The 25,608-nt window shown below is 61.7% G+C and carries 22 protein-coding genes; 14 read left to right on the top strand and 8 right to left on the bottom strand.

All coding sequences use genetic code 11. The annotated features are described in order from the left end of the window. Positions 1–105 precede the first annotated feature (105 nt). From J3P76_RS20470 to J3P76_RS20460, 3 genes are all read left to right on the top strand, one after another. Positions 106–1,254, top strand: a complete 1,149-nt coding sequence (locus J3P76_RS20470) for a pyridoxal phosphate-dependent aminotransferase (RefSeq protein ID WP_434562437.1) — start codon at positions 106–108, stop codon at positions 1,252–1,254. Next, positions 1,242–2,036 (top strand): amidohydrolase, encoded by a 795-nt coding sequence (locus tag J3P76_RS20465; RefSeq protein ID WP_434609723.1) that lies wholly within the window; start codon positions 1,242–1,244, stop codon positions 2,034–2,036. Before J3P76_RS20470 ends, J3P76_RS20465 begins: the two co-directional genes overlap by 13 nt. Before the next feature lie 64 nt (positions 2,037–2,100). Beyond that, on the top strand, positions 2,101–2,520 hold the full coding sequence (locus J3P76_RS20460; RefSeq protein ID WP_434609725.1) for a hypothetical protein: 420 nt from the start codon (positions 2,101–2,103) through the stop codon (positions 2,518–2,520). A 111-nt stretch (positions 2,521–2,631) separates the two neighbouring features. On the opposite strand, the gene leuA is transcribed toward J3P76_RS20460, so the two are convergent. The 3 genes from leuA to xseA all read right to left on the bottom strand — a co-directional run bounded on the left by leuA (position 2,632) and on the right by xseA (position 6,979). After that, positions 2,632–4,311, bottom strand: a complete 1,680-nt coding sequence (gene leuA, locus J3P76_RS20455) for a 2-isopropylmalate synthase (RefSeq protein WP_420764161.1) — start codon at positions 4,309–4,311, stop codon at positions 2,632–2,634. Positions 4,312–4,774: 463 nt separating this feature from the next. Next, complete coding sequence (locus tag J3P76_RS20450; RefSeq protein WP_039592103.1) at positions 4,775–5,596, bottom strand: peptidoglycan DD-metalloendopeptidase family protein; 822 nt, start codon at positions 5,594–5,596, stop codon at positions 4,775–4,777. Positions 5,597–5,599: 3 nt separating this feature from the next. Then, the gene (gene xseA, locus J3P76_RS20445; protein ID WP_420764163.1) at positions 5,600–6,979 is read right to left on the bottom strand and encodes an exodeoxyribonuclease VII large subunit; all 1,380 of its coding nucleotides are present in this window, start codon (positions 6,977–6,979) and stop codon (positions 5,600–5,602) included. A 216-nt stretch (positions 6,980–7,195) separates the two neighbouring features. On the opposite strand from xseA, the gene J3P76_RS20440 reads away from it, so the two are divergent. From J3P76_RS20440 to guaA, 4 genes are all read left to right on the top strand, one after another. Further along, a complete protein-coding gene (locus tag J3P76_RS20440; RefSeq protein ID WP_420764164.1) occupies positions 7,196–7,963 on the top strand; it encodes a sulfite exporter TauE/SafE family protein in 768 nt (255 codons plus the stop codon). Positions 7,964–8,033: 70 nt separating this feature from the next. Then, positions 8,034–8,582, top strand: coding sequence for a sugar ABC transporter ATPase (locus J3P76_RS20435; protein ID WP_434609727.1), 549 nt, complete (start codon positions 8,034–8,036; stop codon positions 8,580–8,582). 151 nt (positions 8,583–8,733) lie between these two features. Then, positions 8,734–10,203 carry an IMP dehydrogenase gene (gene guaB / locus J3P76_RS20430; RefSeq protein WP_420764166.1) on the top strand — a complete coding sequence of 490 codons (1,470 nt, stop codon included), beginning with the start codon at positions 8,734–8,736 and terminating at the stop codon, positions 10,201–10,203. A gap of 79 nt (positions 10,204–10,282) precedes the next feature. Next, complete coding sequence (gene guaA, locus J3P76_RS20425; RefSeq protein WP_420764167.1) at positions 10,283–11,860, top strand: glutamine-hydrolyzing GMP synthase; 1,578 nt, start codon at positions 10,283–10,285, stop codon at positions 11,858–11,860. A 330-nt stretch (positions 11,861–12,190) separates the two neighbouring features. On the opposite strand, the gene treR is transcribed toward guaA, so the two are convergent. Continuing rightward, positions 12,191–12,895, bottom strand: coding sequence for a trehalose operon repressor (gene treR / locus J3P76_RS20420; RefSeq protein ID WP_434609731.1), 705 nt, complete (start codon positions 12,893–12,895; stop codon positions 12,191–12,193). A gap of 234 nt (positions 12,896–13,129) precedes the next feature. Between treR and treP the strand changes: the two genes are divergently transcribed. The 7 genes from treP (at position 13,130) to tadA (ending at position 22,583) form a co-directional block, all read left to right on the top strand. Beyond that, the gene (gene treP, locus J3P76_RS20415; protein WP_434609733.1) at positions 13,130–14,572 is read left to right on the top strand and encodes a PTS system trehalose-specific EIIBC component; all 1,443 of its coding nucleotides are present in this window, start codon (positions 13,130–13,132) and stop codon (positions 14,570–14,572) included. A gap of 62 nt (positions 14,573–14,634) precedes the next feature. After that, the gene (gene treC, locus J3P76_RS20410) at positions 14,635–16,281 is read left to right on the top strand and encodes an alpha,alpha-phosphotrehalase (protein ID WP_434609735.1); all 1,647 of its coding nucleotides are present in this window, start codon (positions 14,635–14,637) and stop codon (positions 16,279–16,281) included. A gap of 143 nt (positions 16,282–16,424) precedes the next feature. Next, positions 16,425–17,648, top strand: coding sequence for a maltoporin (locus J3P76_RS20405; RefSeq protein WP_434609737.1), 1,224 nt, complete (start codon positions 16,425–16,427; stop codon positions 17,646–17,648). 71 nt (positions 17,649–17,719) lie between these two features. Further along, positions 17,720–20,254 (top strand): phosphoenolpyruvate--protein phosphotransferase, encoded by a 2,535-nt coding sequence (gene ptsP, locus J3P76_RS20400; RefSeq protein ID WP_434609739.1) that lies wholly within the window; start codon positions 17,720–17,722, stop codon positions 20,252–20,254. 2 nt (positions 20,255–20,256) lie between these two features. Beyond that, positions 20,257–20,544: a PTS transporter subunit EIIB gene (locus tag J3P76_RS20395; RefSeq protein WP_434609741.1), complete on the top strand. Its 288-nt coding sequence runs from the start codon at positions 20,257–20,259 to the stop codon at positions 20,542–20,544. Positions 20,545–20,709: 165 nt separating this feature from the next. Continuing rightward, complete coding sequence (locus J3P76_RS20390) at positions 20,710–22,086, top strand: multicopper oxidase family protein (protein WP_434562457.1); 1,377 nt, start codon at positions 20,710–20,712, stop codon at positions 22,084–22,086. Continuing rightward, positions 22,086–22,583 carry a tRNA adenosine(34) deaminase TadA gene (tadA, locus tag J3P76_RS20385; RefSeq protein WP_420764171.1) on the top strand — a complete coding sequence of 166 codons (498 nt, stop codon included), beginning with the start codon at positions 22,086–22,088 and terminating at the stop codon, positions 22,581–22,583. Before J3P76_RS20390 ends, tadA begins: the two co-directional genes overlap by 1 nt. Positions 22,584–22,780: 197 nt before the next feature. Here the strand turns inward: tadA and cmoB are convergent, their stop codons facing one another. The 4 genes from cmoB to J3P76_RS20365 are packed head-to-tail and all read right to left on the bottom strand — an operon-like array spanning position 22,781 to position 25,567. Continuing rightward, positions 22,781–23,737 (bottom strand): tRNA 5-methoxyuridine(34)/uridine 5-oxyacetic acid(34) synthase CmoB, encoded by a 957-nt coding sequence (gene cmoB, locus J3P76_RS20380; RefSeq protein ID WP_420764172.1) that lies wholly within the window; start codon positions 23,735–23,737, stop codon positions 22,781–22,783. After that, on the bottom strand, positions 23,734–24,477 hold the full coding sequence (gene cmoA / locus J3P76_RS20375) for a carboxy-S-adenosyl-L-methionine synthase CmoA (protein ID WP_434609744.1): 744 nt from the start codon (positions 24,475–24,477) through the stop codon (positions 23,734–23,736). Before cmoA ends, cmoB begins: the two co-directional genes overlap by 4 nt. 59 nt (positions 24,478–24,536) lie before the next feature. Continuing rightward, positions 24,537–25,172 (bottom strand): lysoplasmalogenase, encoded by a 636-nt coding sequence (locus J3P76_RS20370; RefSeq protein WP_420764174.1) that lies wholly within the window; start codon positions 25,170–25,172, stop codon positions 24,537–24,539. A gap of 2 nt (positions 25,173–25,174) precedes the next feature. After that, a complete protein-coding gene (locus tag J3P76_RS20365) occupies positions 25,175–25,567 on the bottom strand; it encodes a protease inhibitor I42 family protein (RefSeq protein WP_434609746.1) in 393 nt (130 codons plus the stop codon). Positions 25,568–25,608: the final 41 nt, after the last annotated feature.

The following is a 25,608-nucleotide window of genomic DNA, read 5'->3' as shown; positions in this document are numbered from 1 at the left end:
TTGAAGAGGGTGCCCACGGGCACCCTTTTTCATGCCCGGCGATTGGGCTATCCTCGACCTCTCCCGCGCCGCACCAGAGCCGGGTGCAGACCCAGGGAACCCTCGATGATCACCAGCAAGTTGCCGAACGTCGGCATCACGATTTTCACCCAGATGTCCCAACTCGCCGCACAGACCGGCGCGCTGAACCTGTCCCAGGGGTTTCCCGATTTCGATGGCCCGCAAGCCCTGCGCGATGCGGTCGGCCGGCACATCGCCCAAGGCCACAACCAATATTCCCCCATGACCGGCCTGCCGGCGCTGCGCCAGCAGATTGCGGCCAAAGTTGCCCGCAGCTATGGCGCTACCGTCGATGCCGATCAGGAAGTCACCGTGACCCCTGGCGCGACCCAGGCGATTTTTTGCGCCATCGCGGCGGTGGTTAACAGCGGCGATGAAGTCATCGTCTTCGACCCCGCCTACGATAGCTACGAGCCGTCCGTGCAACTGGCCGGCGGGCGTTGCGTGCATGTGCCATTGAGCCTGGGCGATTTCGCCATCGACTTTGAAAAGCTCGGCGAAGCCCTGAGCCCGCGCACGCGCATGATCATCCTCAACACGCCGCACAACCCCAGCGGTGCGTTGATCAGCCGCGCCGAGCTGGACCAATTGGCGGCGTTGATCCGCGACCGTGACATCTATCTGATCAGCGACGAGGTGTATGAGCACCTGGTGTTCGACGGCGTGGCTCATGTCAGCGTGCTTGCCCATGAAGAACTGTATCGCCGTGCCTTCGTGGTCAGTTCGTTTGGCAAGACCTACCACGTCACCGGCTGGAAGACCGGTTATGTCGTCGCGCCACCGGCCCTGACGGCGGAGTTGCGCAAGGTGCATCAGTACGTCAGTTTTTGCGGCGTCACACCGTTGCAGTATGCCTTGGCCGACTACATGGCCGCGCATCCGGAGCACGTCGACGAACTGCCGGACTTCTACCAGGCCAAGCGCGATCTGTTCTGCGACCTGCTGGCACCGTCGCGGTTCAGCTTCAAGCGCGTCACCGGCACCTATTTCCAGCTGGTGGATTACTCGCAGATCCGCCCGGACCTCAACGACGTCGACATGGCGGTGTGGATGACCCGCGAACATGGCGTGGCGACCATTCCGATCTCGGTCTTCTACCAGAACCCACCGCAAGGCCAGCGCCTGGTGCGCCTGTGCTTTGCCAAGCGCGAGGAGACGCTGCGTGAAGCGGCGCAAAAGCTATGCGTGATTTGAGCACCTTGCCCAACCTGAACGTTGCCTTGATCCAGACAACCCTGGCCTGGCATGACCGTCGAGCTAACCTTGAGCATTTCGACGCGCTGCTTGAACAGGCGCGGGGGGCGGACCTGATCATCCTGCCGGAAATGTTCACCACGGGCTTTTCCATGGAGTCCGAGACGTTGGCGGAGCCCGAGAATGGTCCGACGCGCCAATGGCTCAAGGACCAGGCGGCGAAACTGGATGCAGTGATCACCGGCAGCGTGATCGTCCAGGCCGGCGATGGCAGCCATCGTAATCGCTTGCTGTGGGCGCGGCCCGACGGCGAGGTGCTGCATTACGACAAACGCCATCTGTTCCGCATGGCCGGCGAGCACAACCACTACACGCCGGGTGATCAGCAGGTACTGTTCGAGCTCAAGGGATGGCGGATTCGCCCGTTGATCTGCTATGACCTGCGCTTTCCGGCGTGGAGCCGCGACGCCGAGGACACCGATCTGTTGCTGTACACCGCCAACTGGCCGGGCGCTCGGCGTCAGCATTGGAACCGTTTGCTGCCGGCACGGGCCATCGAAAACCTGTGCTATGTGGCGGCGGTGAATCGGATCGGCACCGACGGCAAGGGCTTCGCCTACACCGGCGACAGCCAGGTGCTGGACTTCCAGGGCGAGACCCTGCTCGGCGCCGGCGATGCCGACGGTGTGTTCACGGTTTGCCTGAGCGCCGCGGACCTGGCTGAGTATCGCAAACGCTTTCCAGCGAACCTGGATGCCGATCGTTTCGAATTCATCTATTGAAACGATTCAGCCTCAAGGAACGGTGTTGCGCGCCGATAACCGGTCAGCCAAGGAGGAATCCCCTATGACCAGCATCAGCGCAACGACCGTAAACCCTTATCCATTGTCTGCTCCCACAGTCACCATCCGCGGGGCTGAGGAAGACAGGGCGGTCAGTCCAGTGACACCGACCGAAACCGCCGAAGACAAAGACAAGCTACTGAAAGTCGACACCAGCGGCGCGAACATCGCAGGTGCCGGCGGCAGCAGCGGCAGCAGCGATGTCATCGAACAGTTGAAGAAGCAGATCGAACGAACCGAAAAATTGCTGGCCGACCAGCAAGCCCAACTGGCCCGCGTCCAGAAAAGCCAGGCCGACCAGGCGCAGAAATCCCAGCAAGCCATGGCGATCCAGACCCAGATCATGGCGACCCAGGCAACCTTGCAGACCCTGCAGGCTGCGCTGTTGCAGGCGATGACGATTTCGATCGATACCCATGCCTGAGATTTTTATTGGCTGACTCGCGAACAGGCCAGAGCAGCCAATTCAAATCATCAGCCAAACAAAAAGGCCCTGAGGTTCACACCCCAGGGCCTTTTTGCATTTCAGCCTTGGTCAGGCCGCCTTGGCTTCCGGCTGGCTCAGCGAGCGGTTCAGTGCACTGAACAGCGCCTTGAAGCTGGCGGTGGTGATGTTTTCATCGATGCCCACGCCATGCACCGCACGCTCACCGTTGACCCGCAGCTCGATGTAAGCCGCCGCCTTGGCGTTGGTGCCGGCGCCGATGGCGTGTTCGTTGTAGTCCATGATTTCCACCGGAATCGGCAGGCCGGCCACCAGCGCTTCCAGCGCGCCGTTGCCTTTGCCACGCCAGTGCAGGTTGGTTTCGCCCTGGCCTTTGCTGGCGACTTCCACTTCCACGGCGCTGTTGCCGTTTTCTTCCTGCAGGCGATGGCTGACCAGCGCATACGGGGTGTTGGCTTGCAGGTATTCACGCTGCAACAGGGCATGGATCTGCTGGGCAGTCATTTCCAGGCCCAGGCGATCGGTTTCGCGCTGCACCACTTGGCTGAATTCGATCTGCATGCGACGCGGCAGGCTGATGCCGTATTCCTGCTCCAGCAGGTAGGCGATGCCGCCCTTGCCCGACTGGCTGTTCACGCGGATCACCGCCTCGTAGCTGCGGCCGATGTCAGCCGGGTCGATCGGCAGGTACGGCACTTCCCAAAGGGTGTCGGGTTTCTGCTGGGCGAAGCCCTTGCGGATCGCGTCCTGGTGCGAGCCGGAAAATGCGGTGTGGACCAGGTCGCCCACATAAGGATGACGCGGGTGCACCGCGATCTGGTTGCACTCTTCGACCACTTTGCGTACGCCGTCGATGTCGGAGAAATCCAGCTCAGGGTCGATACCCTGGGTGTAGAGGTTCAGCGCGACGGTCACCAGGTCGACGTTGCCGGTGCGCTCGCCGTTGCCGAACAGGCAGCCTTCGACACGGTCGGCGCCGGCCATCAGGCCCAGCTCGGTAGCGGCCACGCCGGTGCCACGGTCGTTGTGGGTGTGCAGGCTGATGAGCACGCTGTCACGACGGCTGATGTTGCGGTGGAACCACTCGATCTGGTCGGCGTAGATGTTCGGCGTGGCGACTTCCACGGTGGCGGGCAGGTTAAGGATCACCTTGCGCTCCGGGGTCGGGTTCCACACTTCGATCACGGCGTCGCAGACTTCCTTGGCGAACTCCAGCTCGGTGGCGCTGAAGGTTTCTGGGGAATATTCGAACTGCCACTGGGTTTCCGGCTGCTGAGCGGCGTATTTGACGAACAGCTTGGCCGCGTTCACTGCAATTTCCTTCACGCCTTCCTTGTCCTGGTTGAACACGATGCGGCGGAACGACGGACAGGTGGCGTTGTAGAGGTGGACGATGGCTTTCTTCGCGCCACGCAGGGATTCGAAGGTACGGGCGATGAGGTCTTCGCGGGCCTGGGTCAGCACCTGGATGGTGGTGTCGTCCGGGATGTGGCCTTCTTCGATGAGGGTGCGCACGAAGTCGAAGTCAGTCTGGGAAGCGGCCGGGAACGACGCTTCGATTTCTTTCACGCCCACCGCCACCAAGGTTTTCCAGAAGCGCAGCTTCTTGGCCGCGTCCATGGGCTCGATCAGCGACTGGTTGCCATCACGCAGGTCGGAACTGCACCAGATCGGCGCGGCAGTGATGGTCTTCGACGGCCAGGTGCGATCCGGCAGGTTGATGGTCGGGAAGGCGCGGTATTTCGAAGACGGGTCTTTGAGCATGCTCATGAGGAAATCCTTATTGTCGTGGCCGGAAAAAGGCGGCCTGCCGGTGGTTCGAATGGGGTGGCTTGTCAGCCGGGACGAGTTGCCGCGATTCAGCCCGGCAGTCGTGCGCTGACGAGGCACAGGCTGCGGTGCTGACGAAGCTGAATGAGGGTGTGAGAGGTTTTCATGCCCTCAACCCTAACCGCGTGGACGGGGGGTTGCAAGCAGTCGGAAAAAATTGGGAGAAGTTCTGTTTTTGGATGGGTTTGCGAGATTTAATCGCGTAAGCGGTCAGAATAGGCTCAAAGGATTGCGCTGATATTTAGGGCTCGGCAATTCCAAGGATGGTGGTGCCAGGGCCTGCGTCTTCGCGAGCAGGCTCGCTCCCACAAGGGATCTTTGTGGTTGCAATGTTGTGGTCTACGCAGATCCCAATGTGGGAGCGAGCCTGCTCGCGAAGAGACCAGTAGCCTGACCGAAATGCTCAGGGCTGAAACGCCCCGATAAAAATCGCCGGATCCACACGAGCATCGTTCAGGCTGATGTTCCAGTGCATATGCGGCCCGGTCGCCCGGCCGGTGGCGCCGACCTTGCCGACCACTGTGCCACGGGCCAACTGCTGGCCGACCTTCACATCTATTTTCGACATGTGGCAGAACATGCTGATGAAGCCCTGGCCATGGTCGACGAATACCGTGTTGCCATTGAAGAAATAGTTGCCGGTGAGGATCACCTTGCCGGCGGCCGGGGTCTTGATCGGTGTGCCGGCGGGCACGGCGAAGTCCAGGCCTGCGTGGGGGTTGCGTTCTTCGCCGTTGAAGAAACGGCGCACACCGAACTTGCTCGACAGCGGGCCGTTGACCGGTTTATCCAGCAACAGATTGCTGGGGATGTTCGGGCTGAAGCTGCGGTAGGCCTTCAACTGCACCGCCAGCTCGGCGTCGATACGCTTGAGGTCCGCCGGGTTAGGGTTGACCTGACGCTTGTTCTTCAGCGTGATGTGCTGCTCGGGATACTTCTTGTAACCGACCACGAAGGGCTGAGTGCTGCCGCCGCTGCTGATCTGCTGCGTGCCGGGTTGTACCGTCAACGGAATGCCGACAATCGCCAGCCAGTTCTGTTGCTCCTTGACCACCAGCACCGGTTTGCCCTGGTAGGTGGCTTTTGGCGCCTGGGCCGCGCTGCCCAGGTCCACCACGGCCACACCGCCGGGCACCGGTTTGTTCAACAGGCGGGTGATGTAGCTGTCGGCGTGGGCGTTGAAGGTCAGGCACAGCAACAGCAGCGGAGCGAGGAATCGCGGCATGAATCAATCCAATAAAGAAAGGGTGACTGGCGTCAGGTGGTTGTCTTCGACCCGCACCAGCAGTTCGCCTTCGCCGAGCTTGGCGGTCAGGCGCTGGCCCATCTGGGTTTGCCCGGCGTTGCGGATGGCATGGCCGCGCTCGTCGAGCAGGATGCTGTAGCCACGACCAAGGGTCGCCAGCGGGCTGACGATGTGCAGCGTCTGCATCTGGTTTTGCAACTGCACGCGTCGCGTTTTGAGCCCTTCGCGCATCGCCCGGGGCAAGCGTTCGGCAAGGCTGTCGAGGCGATGACGCAACATGGCCAATTGCCGGCCCGGATGCTGTCCGGCCAGACGGGTTTCCAGGCGGATCAGCCTTTCGCGGCGGGTGTTGAGGCTGCGCTCGAAGGCCCGGCGCATGCGCATGTCCAGATCGTCGAGGCGCTGGGCCTGTTGGCGCAGCCGTTCGCCGGGATGACGCAGGCGCCGCGTAAGACCTTCGAGGCGCAGTTGGTCGCGCATCAGCCGGTCACGCATGCGCATCACCAACCGGCGGTGCAGACTTTCAACCCGGCGGACCAGGTCGCCGGCATCCGGTGCCAGCAGTTCGGCGGCGGCGGACGGGGTCGGGGCACGCACATCGGCGACGAAATCGCTGATGGATACGTCGGTCTCATGGCCGACGGCGCTGACGATCGGCGTGACGCAGGCATCCACCGCCCGGGCCACGGCTTCTTCGTTGAAGCACCACAAATCTTCCAGCGAACCGCCGCCCCGGGCCAGGATCAGCGCGTCGAAGCCGCGGGCATCGGCCAGTTTCAGGGCGCGAACAATTTGCCCGGTGGCTTCTCGGCCTTGCACTGCGGTGGGAATCAAGGTCAGGGAAATCTGCGGCGCGCGGCGGCGGAAGACGCTGATGATGTCGCGGATCACCGCGCCGGTGGGCGAACTGATGATGCCGATGCGTTGCGGATGGGCCGGCAGCGGCACTTTGCGTTCGGCGCTGAACAGCCCTTCGGCGCTGAGCTTTTCCTTCAGGGCATCGAAGGCCAGGCGCAGGGCACCATCGCCGGCCGGTTCCACGGTGTCGAGGATCAGTTGATAGTCGCCACGGCCCTCGAACAGCGAGACCTTGCCGCGCACCTTCACCGCCAACCCATCCTTCAAGGCCTGGCGCACCCGTGCGGCGTTCTGCCGGAACAGCGCGCAGCGCACCTGGGCGCCGCTGTCCTTGAGGGTGAAATACACGTGGCCGGAAGCCGGGCGGGCGAGGTTGGAGATCTCGCCCTCGACCCAGATGTTGCTGAACACGTCTTCCAGCAACACCCGTGCACGGCCGTTGAGTTGGCTGACAGTCAGGACCTCGCGGTCCAGGCCCAGTCGGGCAAAGGGATCTTTAATCATGGGCGGCATGATAAGGGGATTCGCCAATGGTGTGCAGACAATTAGACCGGGTTGTCTGCATCGCGAGCAAGCTCGCTCCCACAGGGGATCCATGTCGCACCGAAGATCCAGTGTGGGAGCTTGCTCGCGATAGCAGTAGCCCAGTCAGCACAAATACTGGATATGCCCCGACACATCTGGCTAAAGTCCCCGCTCTCCTCATCAAGGAAGTGCCGGATGAATCTTCTCCCATGGTTGGGCCAGTGGGCATTTGCCCCGATGGAATGGCTGGTAATCGCCTCGGCCATTGTCCTGGCCTACATCGTGTTCGGCATCGCCGGGTTCGGCACCGCCCTGGTGGCTGCGCCGATCCTGCTGTTGTTCATGCCGCTGTCGAAGATTGTCCCGCTATTGGTCTTGCTGGATTTTGTCGCCGCCTTTGGCAACTTGTTGCCGTCGCGGCGGGACGTGTCCCGGCCGGAGCTGCTGCGGTTGCTGCCCTGCATGGCTGTGGGGTGCACCTTGGGTGTGATTTTCCTGCTCAACCTCAAGTCAGATCTTTTGCTGCTGTTGATGGGGCTGTTTATTAGCGCCTATGCGATCTACAGCCTGTTGATAAAAACCAGGCCCAAGCAGTTATCTTCATTGTGGGCGTTGCCGATGGGCACGGTGGGCGGGATGTTCGGAGCGTTGTTTGGCAGTGGCGGCTTTTTATATGCCATCTACCTGAACAGCCGTTTGCCCAAGGAGGCGGCGCGGGCGACCCAGAGTGCGCTGATCAGTTGCAGCACTGTGGTGCGCTTGAGTTTGTTTGTCATTGCGGGCGTGTATGCCGAGCTACCCTTGCTGGTACTGGCGCTGTGTTTATTGCCGGCCATGGCGCTGGGATTGTGGGTGGGGCGTCGCCTGACCCTGAAGATGTCGCGCGAAGCGTTCGTGCGGTTGGTCACCTGGCTGGTGCTCGCCAGCGGGCTGGCGTTGATCGGCCGTTACCTGAGTGCTTGACCTGGCACGGCCAGGGATTAAGCTGCCGGCCTTTTATCAGATCCTGCCAGGGAAACAGCCAGGCCTCGCCATGAATTCGCAAAGCATTATCGTCCCGAAAATCTCCACACTGCCGGTCCACGAGCCTCGGGCCCGGGCAATCGTGCGCTGGCTGGTGCGCAAGAACATTATCGAAGAGCAATTGACCACTTGCGGCCGCACCGGCAATCGCATGGCCCACGCCATCGCTCCCGGTGCGCGCGACGTGGTCATGCACCCCGAAGCCTTGCCGTTCGGCGAGCCGATCAATGGCCTGGAGATCATCACCAAGCGCTGCATCTATACGCCGGCCAAGGGCTTTCTTGAAGAAGCCGGTTGCGCTGAGTGTCGCCGGGAGATTGGCGAAGCGCTATTCGAAAGCCTGGAAGACTGGATGCCAGGGCGTACCGATAACTTCACCTGCCCCGAGTGTGGGCATGAAGATGACATCAATGGCTTCCTGTTCCTACAACCCTGCGCGTTCTCCAACCTGGGGTTCATCTTCAATAACTGGCTGGAGGCGGGGTTCAAGCAGGGGTTTCTTGATGAATTCGCCGACTGGCTGGATCAGCCGGTGAGTTGGGTGAAGGTGGAGTTGTAGATAGGTACATCACAGGGTTTGGTGTACCACAAGGACAGTGGTTTTAGCCCGTCAATCACCCCGCCAATAATAGACAGAGTTTTACATTGAGCCAGACGGGGTGCATGAGTATAATGGCGCGCTTCCATTTTCCCGCTCGGGAGCCCCCGCGATGCTGCGTATCAGCCAAGAAGCTCTGACCTTCGACGACATTCTCCTAGTGCCCGGTTATTCCGAGGTGCTGCCTAACGAAGTCAGTCTCAAAACCCGTCTCACCCGTGGCATCGAACTGAATATCCCCCTGGTTTCCGCCGCCATGGACACCGTGACCGAAGCCCGTCTGGCCATTGCCATGGCCCAGGAAGGCGGTATCGGTATCATCCACAAGAACATGACCATCGAACAGCAGGCCGCCGAAGTGCGCAAGGTCAAGCGGTTCGAGGCTGGCGTGGTCAAGGATCCGATCACCATCGAGGCTGACGCCACGGTCCGGGATCTGTTCGAACTGACCCGCATGCACAACATCTCCGGCGTTCCGGTGCTGCACGATGGCGACCTCGTCGGCATCGTTACTTCCCGTGACGTGCGCTTCGAAAGCCGCCTGGACGCCTCTGTTCGCCAGGTGATGACGCCTAAAGAGCGCCTGGTCACGGTCAAGGAAGGCACCAGCAAGGACGACGTCCGCGAATTGCTGCACAAGCACCGCATCGAGCGCGTGTTGATCGTCGATGACAAATTCGCCCTCAAGGGCATGATGACCGTCAACGACATCGAAAAAGCCAAGGCCTACCCGCTGGCCAGCAAGGACGACCAGGGTCGTCTGCGCGTCGGCGCCGCCGTCGGCACCGGCAAGGACACTGGTGACCGCGTCGCCGCCCTGGTCAACGCTGGCGTTGACGTGGTGGTGGTCGACACCGCCCACGGTCACTCCAAAGGCGTTATCGACCGCGTGCGCTGGGTCAAGCAGAACTTCCCCGACGTACAGGTGATCGGCGGCAACATCGCCACCGGCGCTGCCGCCAAGGCCCTGGCCGAAGCGGGCGCCGACGCGGTCAAGGTCGGTATCGGCCCAGGCTCGATCTGTACTACCCGTATCGTCGCCGGTGTCGGCGTGCCGCAGATCAGTGCCATCGCCAACGTCGCCGCTGCCCTTGAAGGCACCGGCGTGCCGTTGATCGCCGACGGCGGTATCCGTTTCTCCGGTGACCTATCCAAGGCCATCGTCGCCGGTGCCTACTGCGTGATGATGGGTTCGATGTTCGCCGGTACCGAAGAAGCGCCGGGCGAGATCGAACTGTTCCAGGGCCGTAGCTACAAGGCTTATCGCGGCATGGGTTCGCTGGGCGCCATGTCCCAGGCCCAGGGTTCGTCCGACCGTTACTTCCAGGACTCCTCCGCGGGTGCCGAGAAGCTGGTGCCGGAAGGCATCGAAGGTCGCGTGCCGTATAAGGGCACCCTGAGCGCCATCATCCATCAACTGATGGGCGGCCTGCGTTCCTCGATGGGCTACACCGGCAGCGCTGACATCGAAGAGATGCGCACTAAGCCGGAATTCGTGCGCATCACTGGCGCCGGCATGGCCGAGTCCCATGTACACGACGTGCAGATCACCAAGGAAGCGCCGAACTACCGCGTAGGTTAAGGCTTCCAGCAAAACGTTAATCACCGGGGCTGTTCATTCAGCCCCGAGTTGTTTCTGATTCACTACATGAGAATGAGTCATGGCCCTCGACATTCACGCTCACCGCATCCTGATCCTCGACTTCGGTTCCCAGTACACCCAGCTGATTGCCCGCCGCGTGCGTGAGATCGGCGTGTACTGCGAACTGCATCCGTTCGACATGGATGACGAAGCGATTCGCGAATTCGCTCCGAAAGGCGTCATCCTCGCCGGCGGCCCCGAGTCCGTGCACGAAGCCAACAGCCCGCGTTGCCCGCAAGCGGTGTTCGACCTGGGGGTACCGGTGTTCGGCATCTGCTACGGCATGCAGACCATGGCTGAACAGCTGGGCGGCAAGGTCGAGGGTTCCGACCTGCGTGAGTTCGGTTACGCTCGCGTCGACGTGGTCGGCAAGAGCCGCCTGCTGGACGGCATCGAGGATCATATCGACGCCGACGGCCTGTTCGGCCTCGACGTGTGGATGAGCCATGGTGACAAAGTCACCAAGATGCCTGAAGACTTCCACATCCTGGCCAGCACCCCGAGCTGCCCGATCGCTGGCATGTTCAGCGACGAGCGTCGCTACTACGGCGTGCAGTTCCACCCGGAAGTGACCCACACCAAGCAGGGCGGCCGCATTCTGTCGCGCTTCATCCTCGACATCTGCGAATGCGAAGCCTTGTGGACTCCGTCGAAAATCGCTGAAGACGCCATCGCCCAGGTCCGCGCCCAGGTCGGCACCGACAACGTATTGCTGGGCTTGTCTGGCGGCGTTGATTCCTCGGTGGTTGCCGCACTGCTGCACAAGGCCATCGGCGACCAGCTGACGTGCGTCTTCGTCGACAACGGCCTGCTGCGCCTGCACGAAGGCGAGCAAGTGATGGCCATGTTCGCCGAGAACATGGGCGTCAAGGTGATTCGCGCCAATGCCGAAGAGCAGTTCTTGAACAACCTGGCCGGCGAGTCCGACCCGGAGAAGAAACGCAAGATCATCGGCCGTACCTTCATCGACGTGTTCGATGCCGAATCCTGCAAGCTGGACAACATCAAGTACCTCGCCCAGGGCACCATCTACCCTGACGTGATCGAGTCGGCCGGCGCCAAGAGCGGCAAGGCCCACGTGATCAAGTCCCACCACAACGTTGGTGGCTTGCCGGAAGAGATGAACCTGAAGCTGGTCGAACCACTGCGCGAACTGTTCAAGGACGAAGTGCGTCGCCTCGGCCTGGAACTGGGCTTGCCGTATGACATGGTCTACCGCCACCCATTCCCGGGCCCGGGCCTGGGCGTGCGGATCCTCGGCGAAGTGAAGAAGGAATACGCCGACCTGCTGCGTCGCGCCGACCACATCTTCATCGAAGAACTGCGCAAGGCCGACTGGTACCACAAGGTCAGCCAGGCATTCGTGGTGTTCCAACCGGTGAAATCGGTCGGCGTGGTCGGCGATGGCCGTCGCTACGCCTGGGTCGTGGCCCTGCGCGCCGTGGAAACCATCGACTTCATGACCGCTCGCTGGGCACACCTGCCGTACGAGCTGCTGGAAACCGTTTCCGGGCGGATCATCAATGAAATCGAAGGCATCTCTCGCGTGACGTATGACGTGTCGAGCAAGCCGCCGGCGACGATTGAGTGGGAGTGATGGGGCGCCGGCGCTGACCGGTAGCCTCTAGCAAGCAACACCCTGAAGCCCGCTTAATTGCGGGCTTTTGGCGTTTTGGGGTTCGGCACCTCCTTGTAGTCGGTCCGCGCCAGCACGCGGTCGGCTTCCAGATCCCTCTATTGCGGGATCAGCACTTTGTCACTGACGTGATGAGACTTGAAAGGCTCGCGTCATTGCCCGCCAAACACAAACCGTGGCGAGGGAGCTTGCTCCCGCTGGGGTGCGAAGCGCCCCCAATCCAAGCGCGCAGGAGCAACCTGACACAACTGAATGATGCCCTATCTGTCGCTCGGACGGCCATCGCCGACCTCACCGCCGCGCCACATCCGAAAAATAAAACTTATCCAGCGTATGCCGCGATTCGGTGTACTCGAACTGCCGACCGTCCTGGAGAAAGGTCTGGTTACTCACCACGATGACATGGCTCTGGCCTTCGAGGTCCAGGTGTTGCTGGTCGTCCTTGCCGCAGCGGACCGCTTCGATGGTGCGCTGGGCGTAGGCGATCTGCAGTTGCAGGGTCTGTTCGATGAAGGCGTAGATCGACTGCACGGCGATGTCGCGGGTCAGGCCGGGGATCACGTCGCTGACGAAGTGGTTGATGTCCAGGATCACGCGCTTGCCGTCGATTCGCCGGACCCGCTTGATGCGGGTGATCTGGCTGCCGACGGGGGCCTTGATGTGCTCGAGCAGCGCTCCTTCCAAGGGTAACTGACTGAACTCGACCACTTTGGTACTGACATCGTTGCCCAGGCGCGGGTAGGTCTCCTGGAAACTGACGATGCCGCCGAGCTGGAATTCGATCGGCTGGGTCGATAGCACGAAGGTGCCCTTGCCATGGATCTTCTGGGCGAAGCCGCGCTCCTGGAGCTGTTCGATGGCCTTGCGCACCGTGCCACGACTGGCCTGATAGCTGTCCATCAGTTCGGTTTCGGAGGGCAGGCGGGCGCCTCGCTCCAGGCGTTCGGTGGTAATGCTGGTCAGCAGATCGTTGTAGATCTGGTTGTATTTGCTCATGGAGAGGGCTCTGTACCGCGCTGTTCACCGGGGCGGAACCTTACGGGCCAAGTGGGGGATTTGTCCATCCGGCTGTCACCGTTTGACGACATGAGCGTAGGACGTTTCTGGGCTCATCATAAACAAAAACATAACTCGTCTGTACGAGTTGTTGATTTAACTCGTACAGACGAGTACTTTCTCTTCCACGTGCTGTCGACTCTCAATAACAAGAATGACGCGGAAGAAAAAAGCATGAGCCACGATTACTCCAGAATCGCCAGCGAGCTGCTGCACAGCTTGGGTGGCGTCGACAATATCGAGCAGGCCGCCCATTGCGTGACGCGCCTGCGCCTGTCCCTGAATGACGCGGCGCGGGTGGACAGTGCCACGCTGAACCAGATCGACCTGGTCAAGGGCTCGTTTTTCACCGGTGGCCTGTTCCAGGTGGTCATTGGCCCGGGCGAGGTGGAAAAGGTCTACGCCGCCCTGCGCGAGCTGACGGGCCTGGCCGCCGCGACCATCGCCGACGTCAAGCGCCAGGGCGCGCAGAAGGGCAACGGGATGCAGCGCCTGGTGCGGGTGCTGTCCGATGTGTTCATGCCTATCCTGCCCGCCCTGGTGATCGCCGGCCTGCTGATGGGTGTCAACAACCTGCTGGGCGCCAAGGGCATGTTCATTGCCGGGCAAACGTTGCTCGATGCCTATCCGAACCTGGACGGCGTCTGGAGCCTGATCAACCTGATGGCCAATACCTCCTTCGTCTTTCTCCCGGCCTTGGTGGGCTGGTCGGCGGCCAAGCGTTTCGGCGGCAGTGAGATCCTCGGCATCGTGCTGGGTCTGATGCTTGTCCACCCAGACCTGCTCAACGCCTGGAACTACGGCAAGGCGGTAGCGGGGCTGGAAGGCCAGAGCCTGCCGTATTTCGATATCTTCGGCTGGTTCCGGATCGAGAAAGTCGGCTACCAGGGCCAGATTCTCCCGATCCTGTTGGCGGCCTATGTCATGAGCGTGATCGAGCGATGGTTGCGGGCCAGGGTGCCCAACGCCATCCAATTGCTGGTGATCCCCATTACCACCATTGTGATCACCGGGGTGCTGGCCCTCGCCATCATCGGTCCGGTCACCCGGCACCTGGGCATCCTGATCACCGAAGGCATGGTGGCGCTGTTCGACCTGGCGCCGGTGATTGGCGGGGCGATTTTCGGCCTGCTCTATGCGCCGCTGGTGGTGACCGGCATGCACCACATGTTCCTGGCGGTGGACCTGCAATTGATCTCGACCCAGGGCGGCACCTTCATCTGGCCGATGATCGTCATGTCCAACCTGGCCCAGGGCAGCGCGGCGCTGGCAGTGTTCTACATGACCCGCAATGCGCGGGACAAGAGCATGGCGTCGACCTCGGCGATTTCCGCTTATTTCGGCATCACCGAACCGGCGATGTTCGGGGTCAACCTGCGCTACAAATTTCCCTTCTATTGCGCCCTGGCCGGCTCGGCCCTGGGCTGCATTTTCCTGTCGCTGAACAAGATCAAGGCCTCGGCGATTGGCGTGGGAGGCCTGCCGGGGTTCATTTCCATCGTGCCGGACTACATACCGATGTTCGTGGTCGGCATGGTCATCGCCATGAGCGTGCCCTTTGCCCTGACCTGCGCCTTGAGCATGAAGATCGTTCGGCCGGGGTATCGGGTGGCCTGACACCGGGTGCTTGCACGATGAGGCCCGCAAGGCCAGTACCAAACAGACTGAAGGATTTGCACATGCAAGACTGGCAACGCTCGGTGATCTACCAGATCTACCCCAAGAGTTTCTACAGCCATGGCGGCCAGGCCACCGGTGATTTGCTGGGGGTGGTGGACAAGCTCGACTATTTGCATTGGCTGGGTGTGGACTACCTGTGGCTGACGCCGTTCCTGCGTTCGCCGCAACGGGACAATGGGTACGACATCAGTGACTACTACGCCATCGACCCCAGCTACGGCACCATGGCCGACTGCGAGTTATTAATCGCCGAGGCGCGCAAGCGCGGTATCAAGCTGATGCTCGACATCGTGGTCAATCACACGTCCATCGAGCACCCCTGGTTCCAGGCCGCCCGCAGCAGCCTCGATAACCCGTACCGCGATTTCTATATCTGGCGGGACCAGCCGAACACCTGGGAGTCCAAGTTCGGTGGGTCGGCCTGGGAGTACGAAGCCCAGACCGGCCAATATTACCTGCACCTGTTCGACCATACCCAGGCCGACCTGAACTGGGATAACCCCCAGGTCCGCGCCGAAGTGTTCAAGATGATGCGTTTCTGGCGGGACAAGGGCGTGGGAGGCTTCCGTCTCGATGTGATCAACCTGATCTCCAAGCCAGCCGACTTTCCTGACGACCACACCGACGGTCGACGTTTCTATACCGACGGTCCCAACGTTCACCGCTACTTGCAGGAAATGCACCGGGAAGTCTTCGAGGGTTTCGACCTGATCAATGTTGGCGAGATGTCGTCCACCAGCCTCGAGCACTGTGTCCGTTATTCGTGCCCGGCCTCCCGGGAACTGTCGATGACCTTCAATTTCCATCACCTGAAGGTGGATTATCCGAACCTGCAAAAGTGGGTACGGGCCGACTTCGATTTTCTCGAGCTCAAACGCATCCTGTCCGACTGGCAGAGCGGCATGCAGGCCGGTGGCGGTTGGAATGCGCTGTTCTGGTGTAACCATGACCAGCCGCGGGTGGTGTCGCGGTTCGGTGATGACGGTGAGTACCGCGTGCCTTCGGCGAAGATGCTCGCCACGGCGTTGCATTTTCTCCAAGGCACGCCGTTCGTGTACCAGGGCGAGGAGCTGGGCATGACCAATCCGGATTTCGATCACATCGAGCAATACCGCGATGTGGAAACCCTGAACATCTATCGCCTCAAGCGCAACGCCGGAGTTCCCGAAGCCGAGGCCATGGCGCCAATCATGCAGAAGTCCCGAGACAACGGACGCACGCCGATGCAATGGAGTGCCGGGCCGCACGCGGGCTTCAGTCGGGTCGAACCCTGGATTGGCGTGCCTGCCAACGCCGCTTTCATCAATGTCGAGCAACAACGAGAAGACGCGACCTCGGTGCTGCATTTCTACCGCGAGCTGATCGCCCTGCGCCGCAGCGAAGCCTTGATCCAGGACGGCGTCTATCGCCTGCTTTTGCCCGAACATCCGCACGTGTGGGTGTACCTGCGCGAAGGGCAGGGAGAGCGTCTGCTGGTGGTCAGCCATTTTTATGGGGGCAACTGCGAGGTGGAGCTGCCCGAAGGGATCCTCACCCAAGAGACGACACAGCGCTGGGTGATTGGCAACTACGAAGCGGGTGAACACCGATACCAACGGCTGCGCCTGCGGCCCTACGAGTCGTTCGTGCTGCACCTGAGCGACTGAATAAAAAACTTCCTCTGACCCAGGCAATGCCTGAAAGCGAACACGTTGCGCCAGACGCATCGTGAGCCCCTTGTCGTCGGCCAAACGGCAAACAAGGGGGGAAGTCACGGAGCAAAAAACAATAAGAAACAATGGAGAGGCGTATGAAAACAATAATAAACCGTGGCCTTGCCGCGTCCTGTATCTGCCTGGCGCTGCCGTTCCCGGTCCAGGCGCTGGAGTTTTCCGGTTATTTGCGCAGTGGCGTCGGCAGCGCGACCAATGGCCGTTCCCAATCCTGTTTCCAACTGCCTGGGGCGCAGACTAAATATCGGTTGGGCAACGAGTGCGAGCAGTACGGGGAGTTGGAGCTGCGCCAGGACTTGTTCACCCTCGACGATGGCTCGGTGTTGAGCGTGGACGGCATGGCTTCGCTGTACAACCGCTACGACCTCGCGCCGACCTTCCAGGGTGAAAACGGCGCGGCGCGCATGCCGCAGATGTATGCCCAATGGTCGAACATGCCCAGCCTGAACGGCGGATCGTTGTGGGCCGGGCGGCGGTATTACAAACGCAACGACATCCATATTTCGGATTTTTACTACTGGAACCAGAGCGCCACCGGTGGCGGGATCGAGGACGTGTTGATCGGCGGGTTGAAATACAGTTACGCCTTCTCGCGCAAGGACAACCTCTACCAGAAAGACCCGGTCAACCGGCACGACTTCAACGTCGCCGGTTTCAGGACCAACCCTGGCGGCGAGTTGGAATTTGGCCTGAGCTTCATCGATCGGGCGAACCGTCGCGACGCCCACCGCGGTTGGGCCCTGACCGCCCAGCACGTGCAGCAGGACTTCCTGGGCGGCAAGAATAAATTGGCCTTGCAATACGGCGAGGGGCCCGGAACTGGGCTGGGTTATACCGGCGACACGGGGCTGGACGACAGCAACAAGCGCTATCGTCTGGTGGAGTTTTTCGATTGGCAGGTCACGCCGCGTTTCGGCGGGCAGGTGCAGGCGGTGTACGAGAAGAACATACGCCCCGACGGCACCGACCAGGACTGGCTGTCACTGGGGGTTCGCCCGGCGTACGCCATCACCGATCAGTTCAAGCTGGTGGCCGAACTGGGCCATGACCAGGTGCAGGCCAACGATGGCACACGCAAGCTGAGCAAATTCACCTTTGCTCCCACCTGGTCGCCCAAGGGCCCGGAATTCTGGGCGCGCCCGGAAATACGGCTCTATTACACCTACGCCAGTTGGAACGCGGCGGCCCAGCGAGCAGCCAATGAGCTGGCGGCCGGTTCGGCGCTGTCCGACACCGGTGCGTTTGGTGGGGCGCGACATGGTTCCAACGTGGGCCTGCAGGTCGAATACTGGTGGAAGTGACCCGTGCAGGCGCGGGTCGCTGATCTGCGTGCCCGAGATGCGAAAAAGAACAGACAGCAGCAGGTGAAGTCATGAACACAACGCAATCCTTGCAATTGCTCGCACCGCTGTCCGGGGTCTTGATGCCTTTGGACAACGTGCCGGATCCGGTTTTCTCCAGCCGTGTGGTGGGGGATGGCATTTGTATCGATCCGACCTCGCAAACCCTTTGCGCTCCGCTGTCCGGTGTCATCGGCACGCTCCAGGACAGCGCCCATGCGGTGAGTATCACCGCTGACAATGGTGTCCAGGTGCTGATGCATATCGGCCTGGACACGGTCAACCTGGCGGGCAAGGGGTTCACCTCGCGGGTGACCATGGGGCAACGGGTCGAGGCCGGTCAGCCGCTGATCGATTTCGATGCCGACTACATCGCCTTGCACGCGCGCAGTCTGTTGACGCTGATGCTGGTGGTCAGTGGCGAACCCTTCAGCCTGCTCGTGGACGAGGCTACTTGCGTCGAGAGTGGCGTGCCGTTGTTGCAGGTGCGCCCGGGTGAGCAAGGGGCGATCGATGAGGCGCAGCCGGGGACGGTGCTGTTTTCCCGGCCGCTGGTCGTGCCCAATGAAAGCGGCCTGCATGCCCGTCCCGCCGCGGCGTTTGCCCAAGCGGCCAAGGGATTCGATGCGCATATTCAGCTCCATAAGCAGCAAGCCAGCGCCAACGCCAAATCCCTGGTGGCGATCATGGCGTTGCAGACGGCCAAGGGCGACAGTGTGCAGATCAGCGCCGCCGGTGCCCAGGCTGGGCAGGCCATCGAAGCGCTGGAGCAATTGCTGCTGTCAGGGTGCGGCGAAACAGTACGAGCGCCGCTAACGCTGGAACCGATCATCGCCGTCGAACCATCGACGCCTGGCCGGCTGCGGGGTGTTTGCGCATCGCCCGGCTCGGCGTTTGGTGAAGTGGTCCAGATCGCCTCCCAGGTGTTGGACATCGAGGCTGCGGGCGTCGGCATCGAGGCCGAGCAGGCGGCCCTTGTTCAAGCACTGGAGCAGGCGACGCAAGCCTTGAAAGCATTGCAGGACGAGGCAGCGGGCAGTGTCCAGGCACAGATTTTTCGTGCCCATCAAGAGTTGCTCGAAGACCCCACCTTGCTGGAGCAGGCCCAAGCCTTGATGGCCGCGGGCAAGAGCGCGGCGTTCGCCTGGAAAACCGCCACCGAGGCGAGTGCTGCGCTATTCCAGCAATTGGGCAGTGCCTTACTGGCCGAGCGCGCAACGGACCTGGCCGACGTCGGGCAACGGGTGCTCAAGCTGATCCTGGGCGTGCAGGACAACGCCTGGAACCTGCCCGAACAGGCGATTCTGGTGGCCGAGCAATTGACGCCCTCCCAGACCGCCAGCCTCGACACCTCACGCATCGCCGGTTTTGTGACCGTGGGCGGCGGCGCCACCAGCCATGTCGCGATCCTGGCCCGTGCGCTGGGTTTGCCATCGTTGTGTGGCGTGGCGCAAGACGTGTTGGTCTTGGATAACGGCACCCGGGTGTTGCTGGACGCTGATAGCGGTGAGTTGCACGTGAACCCGGATCAGGCCCTGATCGAGCAGCGCCAGGCCGCGGGTGAGCGGCAGCGCCAGCGACATCAACGTGACCTGGAACAGTCCGCCCTGGCGGCTCGTACCCTTGACGGTCATCGAATCGAGGTCAGTGCCAATGTCGGGTCGCTGCGGGACGTGGAGCAGGCCATGACCCTAGGGGGCGAAGGTGTGGGACTGTTGCGCTCCGAACTGCTCTACCTGGATCGCGCGCACCCACCGGGTCACGACGAGCAAGCCGCCCTCTACAGCGCCGTCGCCCGGGTTCTCGGACCTGAGCGCAACCTGGTGGTTCGCACCCTGGACGTGGGTGGGGACAAGCCGCTGGCTTATGTGCCGATGGCTCATGAAGCCAATCCATTCCTGGGCATGCGTGGTATTCGCCTGTGCCTGGAGCGACCGCAGTTGTTGCGTGAACAATTCCGGGCCATTCTCGCCTGTTCGCGGCTGGCGCGGCTGCACATCATGTTGCCCATGGTTACGCAACTGGCGGAGCTGCGCCTGGCGCGGCAGATGCTGGACGAAGAGGTCCGTCAGTTGCGGCTCGAGCACGCGCCGAAGCTGGGCATCATGATCGAAGTGCCGGCTGCTGCGCTGATGGCCGATCTGTTTGCCCCTGAAGTGGATTTCTTTTCCATCGGCACCAACGACCTGACCCAATACACCCTGGCGATGGACCGTGACCATCCTCGCCTGGCCAGCCAGGCCGACAGCCTGCATCCCTCGGTGTTGCGCCTGATCGCCCGTACGACCGAGGCCGCTCGCGCCCATGGCAAATGGGTCGGCGTATGTGGCGCGCTGGCCTCGGAATCCCTGGCGGTGCCGCTCTTGTTGGGGTTGGGCGTGGACGAATTATCGGTCAGTGTGCCGCTGATTCCGGCGATTAAGGCCTGCGTGCGTGAATGGGACCTGAAGGACTGCCGCACGCTCGCTCAACAGGCCTTGGGCCAGGACAGCGCGGAGCAGGTTCGTGACCTCCTGCGTACTCATTCATCCGCGGCCAATCCGGCCACCCTGGCCATGGAGCATTGAACATGTTCGACAAACTACAACAGGCCTTCTGGAAAGCCTTGACCCCGGACCTGGTCCCGGAAGAACCCAAGCAGCCGCCAACGGTGGACGGGCTGGCACCGGCCATCATCGCTGCATTGGGTGGCGCGGAAAACCTCAAGTCTCATCAGCCCGTGGCCTTGACGCGGCTGCGGGTGGAGCTGCGGGATGTGGCGCGCATGGATCGGGCCGGGTTGAGCGACGCCGGTGTGACGGGGGTGATGGCGCTGGACGACGGCGTGGTGCACCTGATCACTGGCTTGCAAGGCTGACTGCTCGGGGGCTGCTTGATTCATCCTCTTGTCGGAAAAGCTTAGTCGATAGCCCCCACACGTTTTTTTCATCTTGGTTTCCTTACCGTTTCTCATCTGCGGGTGTATCGTATTCGCCTTTTGCGGGCCCACCGGTCCGTCGCAGATCCAGAGGTAGTTGCGTTCATGTCTTTCACCCGTCGCCAAATACTCGGTGGCCTGGCCGGTCTTGTTGTCGTTGGTGTGGGGGCGGGAGGCGCGTCGCGGTACTGGCTGGGGAAAATGGCCGATGCCGAGGCCGGTCACGACTACGAGCTGATCGCGGCGCCTTTGGACGTGGAGCTGGTGGCCGGGCATAAGACCCAGGCCTGGGCGTTTGGCCCCTCGGCGCCGGGGACGGAGTTGCGGGTGCGTCAGGGCGAGTGGTTGCGGGTTCGCTTTATCAACCATTTGCCGGTCGCGACGACCATTCACTGGCACGGTATCCGTTTGCCGCTGGAGATGGACGGCGTACCTTATGTCTCGCAACTGCCGGTGCTGCCGGGTGAGTACTTCGACTACAAATTCCGCGTGCCGGACGCCGGCAGCTATTGGTACCACCCCCACGTCAATAGCAGTGAAGAACTCGGGCGCGGGCTGGTGGGGCCGCTGATCGTCGAAGAGCGCGAGCCCACCGGTTTCAAATACGAACAGACCCTGAGCCTCAAGAGCTGGCACGTGGACGAGCAGGGCCAGTTCGTCGAATTCAGCATTCCCCGCGAGGCTGCGCGTGGTGGTACGGCTGGACGGTTGTCGACCATCAACGGCGTGCCGCAGGCGGTAATCGATCTGCCGGCAGGGCAGATTACCCGGGTGCGTTTGCTCAACCTCGACAACACGCTTACCTATCGCATCAACATTCCAGGCGTAGAGGCGCAGATCTATGCGTTGGATGGCAACCCCATCGAGCCGCGCCCGTTGGGCAAGGAATACTGGCTGGGGCCAGGCATGCGCATTTGCCTGGCGATCAAGGCTCCGCCGGCCGGTGAAGAATTGTCGCTGCGCAATGGCCCGGTGCGCTTGGGGACCCTGCGTTCGGTGCCAAACAATGAGGCGCCGACCCCATGGCCGCCGGCATTGCCGCCCAACCCGGTGGCTGAGCCGGACCTGGCCAATGCCGAGAAGCTCAACTTCAATTTCGAATGGGTCGGTTCGGTGTCGGTCAATGTCGACAATGGCAAGCCGCCGAGCCTGTGGCAGATCAACGGCAAGGCCTGGGACATCACCGACAAGACCTGTTCCGACCGGCCGATCGCTACGCTGAAAAAAGGCCAGAGTTACATTTTTGAATTGAAGAACATGACTCAGTACCAACATCCGATCCATCTGCACGGCATGAGCTTCAAAGTGATCGCGTCGAACCGGCACAAGGTCATCCCGTACTTCACCGACACCTACCTGCTGGGCAAGAACGAGCGGGCGCAGGTGGCGTTGGTGGCGGATAATCCGGGCGTATGGATGTTCCACTGCCATGTGATCGACCACATGGAAACCGGCCTGATGGCCGCCATCGAGGTGGCGTGATGCGCCAGATTCGTCCCGCCAAGATCATTGATCGTAGCCGTGACCAGGATTTCATGCGCGAAGCCCTGGCCCTCGCCGCACAGGGCGCCGCCTTGGGCGAAGTGCCGGTGGGCGCGGTGTTGGTGCAGGATGGCGAAATCATCGGGCGTGGTTTCAACTGCCCGATCAGCGGCCACGACCCCAGCGCCCATGCCGAAATGGTCGCCATCCGTGCCGCCGCCCAGGCGGTGAGCAACTATCGCCTGCCGGGTAGCACCCTTTATGTCACGTTGGAGCCGTGCAGCATGTGCGCCGGGCTGATCGTGCATTCACGCATCGCCCGGGTCGTCTACGGCGCATTGGAGCCCAAGGCCGGAATCGTGCAGAGTCAGGGGCAGTTTTTCAGCCAGGGGTTCTTGAACCATCGGGTACTGTTCGAGGGCGGGGTGCTGGCTGAGGAGTGCAGCACGGTGCTGAGTGAGTTCTTCAAGACACGAAGAGCCAAATCGCAAGGTTGAACACATACCCTTGTGGCGAGGGAGCTTGCTCCCGCTGGGCTGCGCAGCAGCCCCAAACCGTTCAACACAGTGCATCAGGAAAAACGGTTGGCAGCTTTTACGACTGCTGCGCAGCCGAGCGGGAGCAAGCTCCCTCGCCACAATGATTGGCAGCCCTTAAGTGAGTAGGTTGCTCTCCCACAGGGGGGTCGGGCGATTTATTTGCGCGCCACAATCACCGCCCGCATCGGCGCTGGCAGCCCTTCGACGGTTTTGCTGTGGTCGGCGGGGTCGAGGAAGTCACTTAGGGATTGATATTTCATCCATTCGGTGCCGCGCTGTTCCTCCACGGTCGTCAGGCTCACGTCCACGCAGCGCACGTCGCTGAACCCGGCGCGACGCAGCCAGCGCTCCAAGGCCGGAACCGATGGCAGGAACCACACGTTGCGCATCTGCGCGTAGCGATCTTCGGGCACCAGCACTTGATGCTCGTCGCCCTCGATCACCAGGGTTTCCAGCACCAGTTCGCCGCCCTTGACCAGGCAATCCTTCAAAGCAAGTAGATGCTCGATTGGCGAGCGGCGGTGGTAGAACACGCCCATGGAAAACACCGTATCGAAGCCTTCGAGCTCTGGCGGCAGGGCCTCGAAGGGGAACGGCAGGTGCCAGGCGTTGGGCTGGGACAGGTAGCGCTGTACCGCCTGGAATTGGCAGAAGAACAGCCAGTTCGGGTCGACGCCGATCACCGTGTCGGCTCCGGCGCCCAGCATGCGCCACATGTAGTATCCGTTGCCGCAACCAACGTCGAGGATCCGCTTGCCCTTGAGATCCAAATGCGGGGCGACGCGCGACCATTTCCAATCCGAGCGCCATTCGGTATCCACATGCACGCCAAACAGATTGAACGGACCTTTGCGCCAAGGCGAAAGGCCCATCAACGCGGTACGCATTTGGGCGCGGGTTTCGTCGGAGCAATCGGCGTCCAGCGTCAGCCCATTCAGCAAATCCACCGTGGTGGGCTGCAAGAGCGGCAGCGCATCAAGGGCGCTTTGCCAACGCTCCAGGTCGCCGTGGCCCTTTTCCATCTTGACGTCGAGCTGCGTTTGCAGCGTCGCGGCCCAATCGGCCAGGGGCGTGCCGGCCAGATGGCGGGCGAGGGGGGACAGATCGATCATGGCAGGGCAATCAACGAGGCAAAGTTAAGACACTGGAACCACGGCACGACTTTCGAGAACCCGGCGGCCAGCAGGCGCTCGCGGTGCTCTTCGAGGCTGTCGGGCTTCATGACGTTTTCGATGGCGCTGCGTTTCTGAGCGATTTCCAGTTCGCTGTAGCCGTTGGCGCGCTTGAACGCCACATGCAGGTCGGTGAGCAACGCGTGTTCCTCGGCATCGTTGAAGCGCAGCTTCTCCGAAAGGATCAGGGCGCCGCCGGGTAGCAACGATTGGCGAATGCGGCCCAATAGCGCGGTGCGCTGGTCCGGCGCGATGAATTGCAGGGTGAAGTTCAACGCCACCACCGAGGCCGGTTGAAACGTCAGGGCCAGGATGTCACCTTCGATCACTTCCACCGGCAGCAGCTCTTGGAACATCGAGTCCTGGCCGTTGAGGTATTCGCGGCAGCGCTCGACCATGGCCGAAGAGTTATCCACCGCAATCACCCGGCAACCCTCGGTGCGCACGTGGCGGCGCAATGCCTGGGTCACGGCTCCGAGGGAGGAGCCCAGGTCATAAAGCACGCTGTTGGGCTGGGCAAATTGCGCCGCGAGCACGCCGAGGTTCTCGACAATGGTCGGGTAGCCTGGCACTGACCGCTTGATCATGTCCGGGAACACCCGCACCACGTCTTCATTGAAGGCGAAGTCGGGCACCTGGGCCAAGGGTTGGGCGAATAGGCGATCGGGCTCTTTGCTCACGGCGGTTCCAGCGGCTGGGGTGTTGAAAAGGCCGGCATTTTAACCAGAAAAATGCTGCTTTAGTGCGGCTTTCGGGGGAACGCCGATGCGGTGATGCCCCACTGTCCCAGCCAGTAACTGATGATGATCAGGTAGGGCGCGGCATGGAACGGCGCCACGAACCGGTTGATCCCGATCAGGCTGTCGGAAAAGACAAACCCCAGCGCTCCAACGGCTGCGAGCAGGGCCGAGCGTTTCGGCACCTCGGTCCCCAAGCGCGCCAGGGCCCTCCAGAGCATAGCGCTGATGACCAAGCCATAGACGACCACCGGCACCAGCAGCGGCCCGAGGCCGTTCGACACCAATATTCCCAACAGCAAGGCGCCAATGAACAAGGCAATCGTCAACGGCATGAGCGCCGGGCGGCGGCAGTCACTGAGGTAGGCTTTCAAATAGGCCAGGTGCGCCAACAAAAAAGCGCCGAGCCCCAATACAAACAAATCTCCTGGCCAGGCCAGCAATACGTCGCCCACCACTGAAAATATCAGGCCCAGGCTTATCCAGCGTCGGTATTCGCCCGGCGGCGCGTCGTGCAGCCAGCCCAGCAGGGCCAGCACCGGCATCGGCTTGACCAGCAGGCACAGCAACGTGGCATGCACGCTCAGGCCATATAGAAAGGTGGCCGCACCCATCAGCGCGAGGATCAGCCAACCCACAGTCATTTCACCGAAATAGCGCAGTCAAACGTTTCCACGGGTGGCACTTCGGGTGCCCATGGCTGTTGATAAGTCAGGCGCAAGCGCCCGGTGCCGGTGTCGAACGCCTGGAAGCGCCAAGTCGAGACACCGGCGGCGCCGACGATGCCGGCGTCTTCCGGGTTACGGTAAACCTCTGGGCCGAGGCCTTTGAGAACACCGCCGGCCGAATCCTGGATGCTCCAGCGATAGCCGGTGGTGGGATTGCTCGGCAAACTCAGGATCAGGTTCTGCCCGTTTTTGAGCTGCACCGGGCATTGGCTCTGTTTTTCCACCGTCACATTGTGTTTCGGCTGTGTGGCGCAGGCGCTCAGCAAGGCGAGGCTGACGGGGACAAGCAGGCGGGTGAGGGACATAAGGGCTCCGGCATTCACGACGAACGGCGAGCATAACCGAA

The organism is Pseudomonas sp. D1-36 (assembly GCF_051132205.1).
Lineage (GTDB): Bacteria > Pseudomonadota > Gammaproteobacteria > Pseudomonadales > Pseudomonadaceae > Aquipseudomonas.
This window is presented reverse-complemented; position numbering and strand designations above follow the sequence as displayed.